This window comes from Oleiphilus sp. HI0117 (assembly GCF_001635235.1).
The window spans coordinates 1-7685 of sequence record NZ_LWGA01000502.1; the positions used below are offsets into that span (position 1 = coordinate 1).

A 7685-nucleotide genomic window follows, 5' to 3' on the forward strand; every position below is an offset into this window, starting at 1 on the left:
CTTACGAGAAAGCGTAATAATATCCAGATCTTCTGCAACGGAACTGGCATCATCGTCTACATCCTCTTCCTGAGGTCTGTCTAGATCAACATGCTCCGTCCAGCTGAATAAGCTATCGAGCATAAAGATTAATAAGCCATCGGTCTTCTTGGCATCATCGGTGCGCTGAGCATCTTTACGCGGGCCACGAACTTTCTCAGTCTGGGCACCGCTGCTTTCAGCTGGCAGCTCTTCTTCATCTTCTTCAATCGGTGCAACACTAACCCCATGAATCGGTTCTGGGTAGAGCCATAGGCTAATCGGGAAAGGGTCGCCCGGCGCTTTCGGGAGTGTTTCGACGCTCCCTGGGTCTTTTAGTGCTTGATGTATCGCAAGCTCGCGATCAAGTCTTTCACCCTGTAATTTTTCCAAAGGAGGTCGCAAAGGCAAAACCGCGTCGACAAGGCGGAAATACCGCTCTCTTAACCCCGGTTTTGACTTTAGGATCTCTAGCGTCGCTTGCTGGTTATCGGTAAACCAGTGCGTCACTTTCGGTAGTTGAGCGGCCAAGGCCGTCAACCAGAAATATAAATCTTCGTTTAAAGCTTTGTCTTCAAATAAGGCATGTGATGTTGGCAAACGCAGACTACGTTCATCCTGCCATGCCAATTCACTTCGCTTATGCGTCCCCGCCATACGTTGAATCAGTCTACGACGAAATTTCAGCTCGCGTCCCATTGCACCTTCTATCACTTTGCCTGGGCTTCCGCCGAGAGCACGGTAAAAGGGTGCTAACTGAGCACTCAATTCGACTAAATCTACGCGCGCATCTTCAAACTCAGTTGAAGCTTGTCGCGTAACAAATCGATGCCAAAATTCACCAACTAACTCTTCCATCTAACACCTGATTAAACATCATAGATTATGGTTATGGAGTAAGGTGCAGCCCAAATATCTGACTGCACCTAAGTGGGGTCAATATAGCTGGCTAAGCTTATTCCTAAGTTCTAAGTTCAGCCAACTTGCACTTCACTTATGAAGCTGCTCTTTGCTCACCCTCAGGGATAACTAGACCTTGCTTATCGCCAACAAAGAAGCTTGCGAAGAACATGCCTACACCTGTAGTGAACATCACACCGAAGAACAAACGTACCCAGAAGACAGGATGAAGTTGTTCTTGAGTTGCCATAAAGCTCAGAGCATTTGCGTCATCTGGTAAACGCTGGAGAATAATCTGCCAGACGCCCGCCACTGTTAATGCCAAAGTAATACCGCACATTGCGATACACATTGTCCAGAACGACATACGCTCCAATCTCTGTGCTCTTTCACAGTTGCCGTGAGGGCGACCACGCATAATTGGCATTGAATAGGACATTATCGTCATCACAATCATTGAGTAAGCCCCAAAGAATGCTAGATGTCCGTGAGCTGCAGTAATCTGCGAACCGTGTGTAAAATAGTTCACCGGTGCTAGCGTATGAATGAAGCCCCATACACCTGCGCCCAAGAACGCCATTACCGAAGTACCTAAAGCCCAAGTCAATGCTATCTGGTTGCCATGCTCATGACGACGTTCACGAACCATCTTGAATGCGAACACAACCATCATGAAGAAAGGAATTGGTTCAAGCGCTGAGAAGATAGAACCCAGCCACAACCAGTACTCACCCGGGCCGATCCAGAAGTAGTGGTGCCCCATTCCTATCAGGCCGGTAATCAGTGCTAAAGCAATAATCACATACAACCACTTCTCTATTATCTCACGGTCAACGCCAGTCACTTTGATCAAGGTATAAGCCAAAATAGCACCCATGATCAATTCCCAAACACCTTCAACCCATAGGTGAACAACCCACCACCAGAAGAACTTATCAAGAACCAAGTTACCTGGGTTATAGAAAGAGAATAAGAAGAACACTGCCAAACCAATCAGACCTGTAATCAATACCATGTTGATCACTGTTTTGCGGCCCTTAAGGATGGTCATACCTACATTGAAGATGAACCCGAGACAAACGATGACAATACCAATTTTAGTAATCGTCGGTTGTTCAAGGAATTCTCGCCCCATGGTCGGTAAGAGTTCATTAAAAGTAATATCTGCCAAGGTGCTATAAGGCACTAGCAAATAACCTAGAATGGTCGCAACGCCGGCTGCGGCAAACACCCAAAACAGGATTTTGGCAAGCAAGGGGCTATACAGTTCAGTTTGACTCTCTTCTGGGACAAGGTAGTAAGTTGCTCCCATAAAGCCAAATAATAGCCAAACGATGAGCAAGTTCGTGTGCACCATACGTGCAACGTTAAACGGAATAGCACCTGCTAGAAAGTCACCAACGATATATTGAAGACCCATAATGAGCCCGAATACCGCCTGACCTGCGAACAGAACCATGGCGAAAATAAAATAGTTTTTTGCAACACTCTGCGATTCGTATTTCATAGCAACTCCCTAACCTTGCTTATTCGGTGGCCAGTCATTGTCATCAATGCGCGAGGTCCAGATCAGGAATTGAGAAACGTTATGTACGTCCTCTTCTGATAAATGGAACTGAGGCATTTGACGGCGACCTGGAACATTTAATGGCTGAATCGCCATCCAGTTTTGCATGAAGCTTTCAAATACCGCCTCATCACCGGCACCATATCGATCAAATACATTTGCAAGTTCAGGTGCAAAGTAAGCCCCTTCCCCCATCAAACTGTGACAACCGATACAATTGTTCTTTTCCCATATTTCTTTGCCCTTCACGACAGCTTCGGTAATATTTTCCCGATGATCTCGCTCCGGCAATATCCGCATTGTGTCAAAGGTCAGCCCGACAAGCAGCAGGAAGAAGAACACCCCACCACCATAATAAATATTTCGGGCCATTCCTTTGGTAAAGTTATCAGCCATGTTTGCCTCCTGTTTTTATCTCTTGCGCCGCTTTGAGTAACGGCTACCGAGCCTTTGAAAACCCGGTATACCCTTGACGGTCACCCCACTTGTAATGTGAACCCTCCTCCTTGATATGCTTTTCTGACATTCAATTATTGGGACAGAAAAACAAGCTCACGACTTAGCTATTACAAATACCGTACCAGGATATAGATCATTGTTTTTATTGTTATTTTTCTGATAAACCTTCATTATGACAACACTTTAAAGAAGTCTAAATGACACCCGTGAGTTAAAATGACAACAGAGAATTAGAAAGGCTTAAACAAGCCACACAGCTTCAATCGGGTCAGAACCATAGTCTCAACCAACCTGTTGGCTACACCCTCTCCGGCTCGTTGGCAGGCTAGTACTAGACAAAAATAGAGAGGGGGGGTGTAACCCTATAAGCAAAGCTAAGGGGTTACAGGTTGTGAACAGCAAACGGAAAAAAATCAGACTAGCTTTCTAGCAAAGACTCCCGCGCCCCAAACGCCGCCAAGAAAGGCGAATGCGACGCCGAAGAACACCATGATCAATGCCCGAGTATTAAGCACACTAAGGTCGCCAACACTAAGCATTGATAACATGGCGACGATAAACCCTACCGTTACGGCATTCAGCACGGGCGCACCGCTCTCCATTAAGGATGTAATAAAACCACCCAAAAAGAAGCTTAGCGCATATGAGCATATGCTGAGAAAGAACCACATCAGGTCTTTGTGTTCACCAATTAATGTGGAGTTTGAAGCAGCTTGACCGATATAAGAGGCAATTAATACATAGGCGAGCTGAGCACTTAGCAGGATCACAATGGTTGCAATACTGCCTAATATTAAAGATCTGAATCTCATGCTCATCGCCCTTTAAAGTATCATGTTAATGACTCGTGCCACGGGAGTAAGTGGTTTTATTAAAGACATTATACTTCCCCGAAGGCTTCGTCATCGGCAAGCGTTTCACTTCCTCAAGCGTTTGCGCATCATAGACAATCAACGCACCGTCCATATCCCAAATACTCATCAGGGCATAGCGACCATCTTTGGTGAATTCAATATGAGCCGCCGTCTTGCCGGGAATAGGCTGCAGTGTTTTAACAATCTCCAATGTCGATTTATCGATAACGTGCATAAGGTCTTTGTTTGGACCAAAGAAAACATCGACCCAGGCATAAGGTGTCTTCTCATGGCTACGCATAAAAAAGCCTGGCCCTTTTGTTTCGATATGCTTAATTGTCTGCCAGTTATCCATATCGATAATGCTGACCTTTCCGTCCTTTAGGTTCGGCGTTGCCATCACTTCTTTGCCTTGATAATCCCAAGTAATCCCTGACCCCAAGTGCGGCATACCCGGGACATCTAGCTCACCAATTTCTTTGCGGGCATCTAGCGAGACGATAATCCCCTCGCCTTCACGTGAGGCACCGAAGAGTAAGCTATAGTCCTGGTTAAAAAAGAAGTCATCTAGATAGGCTGACACTTTGGCCTTTCGAATCGGGAAAGGTTCAGGTGTAACAACGTCCCCCGCTTCTTTGTGATAGCTATGCTCCCAACCAACGAAACCGGCAGGAGGTTTGTCTTCATAGTTTATTTCCCAAACCTCTTTTATATCTTTTAAGGCAGCAATAAAGCTATTTCTTGGCGGTGCATTGTAGACAGCACTGACGCGCGACGTATTACCATCCTTATCCTTAACATCAATCACCTTAATGGGAGACAGATCTTTGGTATCCAGGATCACCAAGTTATTCGGAAGGTAATTCGCCGCCATGGCATAGCGGCCGTCACTCGATACAGCGAGGTTACGTGTATTAATCCCCACCCTGACTTCAGAAACAATCTTTAGATTATAGATATCAAACTTGCTCACCCAGCCATCACGTGAAGCAAAGTAAACAAAGCGACCATCAGGTGAATACTTTGGCCCACCATGTAAGGCAAAGTGGGTTTTAAAACGATGGATAGGCTCAAATGTATCACCATTCAAAACCGTTGCATGATGATCACCTAGCTCAACGACAATGAACAAGTTCATCATATCGGCTTCAAAAACCGGCTTTTCACCTAAGTCGCCAGGCTTGAAAAAGACTTTTTGAGACTGATTAATATCACTCAAATCCCACTTCGGCATCTCTTTCAAAGGCGTATAGATCAGATCACCCAAAGCTTCGATTTCCGCGTCATTAAGCGTACTCATAAATGCTGGCATTTGCGTCGCTACGCGGCCATTTTTAATGACACCTAGCGCTTTATTTTTTCTCAAGCGCTTGAGGTTCCCAGGAAGTAAAGCCGGACCCATTGCACCCAAACGATTCTCACCATGACAGGCCTGACAATGAGTTTGGTATAGCTCCTGCCCCATTCTGCTATTGATATTTACTTCGGGCTCAGACGCGAGCTCCGGTGAGCCTGCAATAGCAAACGAGGAAAATAGACTTAAGAGAAATAACAGCTGTCTCACAATCAACCTACCTTAGTCATCATCTGTTCATGCCTGGAGGCTTCATCAAGCAAAGTAGCCTGATCAAAACCTTCGGTATCCAAAGCATTTACCACTCGGCCAATAACAATCAGTGTTGGCGGCTTGATTTGGTTCGCTAGAACAAATTCTGGCAAATCTGAAATATTGGTTCGATAGGTTCGATGATTCTCTGTGGTGCCGTTACTGATTAGGGCAACCGGCATGTCTTCGGCCAAGCCGTTATTAATTAACTCTCTAGACAGTATTGGTGATGTTTTAATACCCATGTAAATCACAACAGTGTGATCTTCACGTGCCAAAGCCTGCCAAGGTAAATCCAGCGTATCATCCTGAAGATGGCCCGTGATAAAAGTGCAACCATGAACAAAATCCCGGTGAGTTAATGGAATGCCGGAATAAGTCGTACAACCTGAAGCAGCGGTAACACCTGGGACGACTCGGCAAGCAACCCCCGCATCCAACAGTTCCTGAACCTCTTCACCACCACGACCAAAGATAAAAGGGTCACCGCCTTTAAGACGAGCAACCTTCTTGCCGCTCATCGCTTTTTCGACAATCAACTGGTTTATTTGCTCTTGGGGCAAAGCATGGTCGGCACTTTTCTTACCCACATAAATACACTCTGCCCTGGGCGACACTAATTCCATCACTTCAGCACTGACCAAGCGGTCATAAATAACACAGTCAGCCTGCTTGATTAAGCGATGAGCCCTTATGGTTAACAGTTCAGGATCACCCGGTCCGGCGCCGATCAGAGCAACTTCTCCGGGTAGAAAAGGTCGTCTATTTTCAGAACCTTTAGCAAACAATTCTTGTGGGCGTTTTAGGCCAGCATTGGAAAAATTATCTTGATTCATAAGCCTCTCCTAAACAGCCTGAGGTGTAGCGTTTGTACTTTCAAGCAAGTGCGTATTAACTGCCTCGGCACCATCAATATCGTCTTCTGACAAACCAATTTCCTGATTATCCAGATAGCAGCCCGGGTCCTCTCCCCAATATTCACCATCACTACTGAAAGCTCGCACCCTAGTATTACCACCACATATCGCAAAGTAATCACATTTGGCACAACGTCCCTCAATAGGACGTGGACTCATGCGTAGCCCCAGCATTAATTCATCGTCGGTATTTTGCCAAATATCTGAAAACGGGCGTTCTTTGACATTACCCATGTGATGACTCCACCAGAAAGTATCGGGGTGAACATTTCCCAAGTTGTCGATATTGGAAATATTAATTCCTGAAGAATTACCCCCCCAGCGTTCAAGGTGCTCTCTTAACAGTGGCGCACGTTCTGGAAAACGCTTTTCAGCCCACTGAAGTAGGTAAACACCGTCAGCGTCATTGTTCCCGGTAACATATTCAGTCACCTTGCCAGAAACAACATCATTCCAGGCTCGGTCAAATAGCAGATCCATAGCTTCACGCGTTGTCTGAAAATAGGCATCACGCTTACTGTTGCGCTTACCACGGCCGGAATAGTTAAGGTGGGATAAGTAAAACTTCTCTACGCCATGCTCGTCCATTATATCGAGCAGCGCAGTTAAATCGTCACTGTTTTGTTCCGTCAGTGTAAAGCGCCAGCCAGCTTTAATACCGTTCTCTCGACAGAGTTTAATTCCGTTTAAGGCCGCATCAAAACCACCCTGCATCTGGCGAAATTCATCATTATTTTCACGCAAGCCGTCGATGCTGACACCGACATAATTAAAACCAACTTCAGCTATTTTCTTAATGTTGTCTTCGTCGATTAGGGTACCGTTGCTCGACAAGCCAACATAAAAGCCCATGCTTTTCGCTCTTTTTCCAATTTCAAAGATGTCGTCCCGAAGCAAAGGCTCCCCACCTGAAAGAATCAAGACAGGCACACCGTAAGCCTTTAAATCATCCATCACGGTAAAGACTTCTTCGGTGCTTAGTTCGCCTGGAAAGTGAGTATCTGCCGAAATGGAATAACAATGTCTGCAGGTTAGGTTACAACGCCGAATCAGGTTCCAGATAACGACGGGGCCTGGCGGCTTTCGCAATGGCCCTAATGGCGTTTGATCGTGCAGAATTTTCATGTACTGGCTAATTCTAAACATGGCACTTCGCCTTATTCTATTGGTCTCTGTTCAGGTCTTTTTAGCGCTAGGTGGCGCTTCTCTCTGACCGATTCGTAGACCGGTCTTTTTTAATATTTTGGTACTGTAGAGCACATCGCTCGCTCGTAAGTCATCACCCAATAGCTGATTGATCTGCTCTATATATTTCGCAACTTCTTGTTTAGTTTTACCATGAACCATGGCAAAGAGGTTATACC

Annotated in this window: 6 protein-coding genes and 2 pseudogenes; all 8 read right to left on the minus strand. The window is 45.7% G+C overall.

The annotated features are described in order from the left end of the window. Nucleotides 1-876 (minus strand): annotated as a pseudogene (locus A3757_RS05630) (hypothetical protein); the annotation flags it as partial. A gap of 136 nt (nucleotides 877-1012) precedes the next feature. Further along, the gene (locus A3757_RS05635) at nucleotides 1013-2425 is read right to left on the minus strand and encodes a cbb3-type cytochrome c oxidase subunit I (RefSeq protein ID WP_068514304.1); all 1413 of its coding nucleotides are present in this window, start codon (nucleotides 2423-2425) and stop codon (nucleotides 1013-1015) included. Between the two features lie 9 nt (nucleotides 2426-2434). Beyond that, entirely contained in the window at nucleotides 2435-2881 is a 447-nt protein-coding gene (locus A3757_RS05640; protein WP_068506849.1) for a cytochrome c, read from the minus strand. A 476-nt stretch (nucleotides 2882-3357) separates the two neighbouring features. Continuing rightward, nucleotides 3358-3756 (minus strand): hypothetical protein, encoded by a 399-nt coding sequence (locus tag A3757_RS05645; RefSeq protein ID WP_068509634.1) that lies wholly within the window; start codon nucleotides 3754-3756, stop codon nucleotides 3358-3360. Nucleotides 3757-3781: 25 nt separating this feature from the next. After that, a complete protein-coding gene (locus A3757_RS05650) occupies nucleotides 3782-5362 on the minus strand; it encodes a cytochrome D1 domain-containing protein (protein ID WP_231875546.1) in 1581 nt (526 codons plus the stop codon). A 2-nt stretch (nucleotides 5363-5364) separates the two neighbouring features. Next, nucleotides 5365-6240, minus strand: coding sequence for a uroporphyrinogen-III C-methyltransferase (gene cobA / locus A3757_RS05655; RefSeq protein ID WP_068553755.1), 876 nt, complete (start codon nucleotides 6238-6240; stop codon nucleotides 5365-5367). A 9-nt stretch (nucleotides 6241-6249) separates the two neighbouring features. Further along, complete coding sequence (nirJ, locus tag A3757_RS05660; protein ID WP_068514299.1) at nucleotides 6250-7467, minus strand: heme d1 biosynthesis radical SAM protein NirJ; 1218 nt, start codon at nucleotides 7465-7467, stop codon at nucleotides 6250-6252. A 30-nt stretch (nucleotides 7468-7497) separates the two neighbouring features. Beyond that, nucleotides 7498-7685 (minus strand): annotated as a pseudogene (locus tag A3757_RS26475) (Lrp/AsnC family transcriptional regulator); the annotation flags it as partial.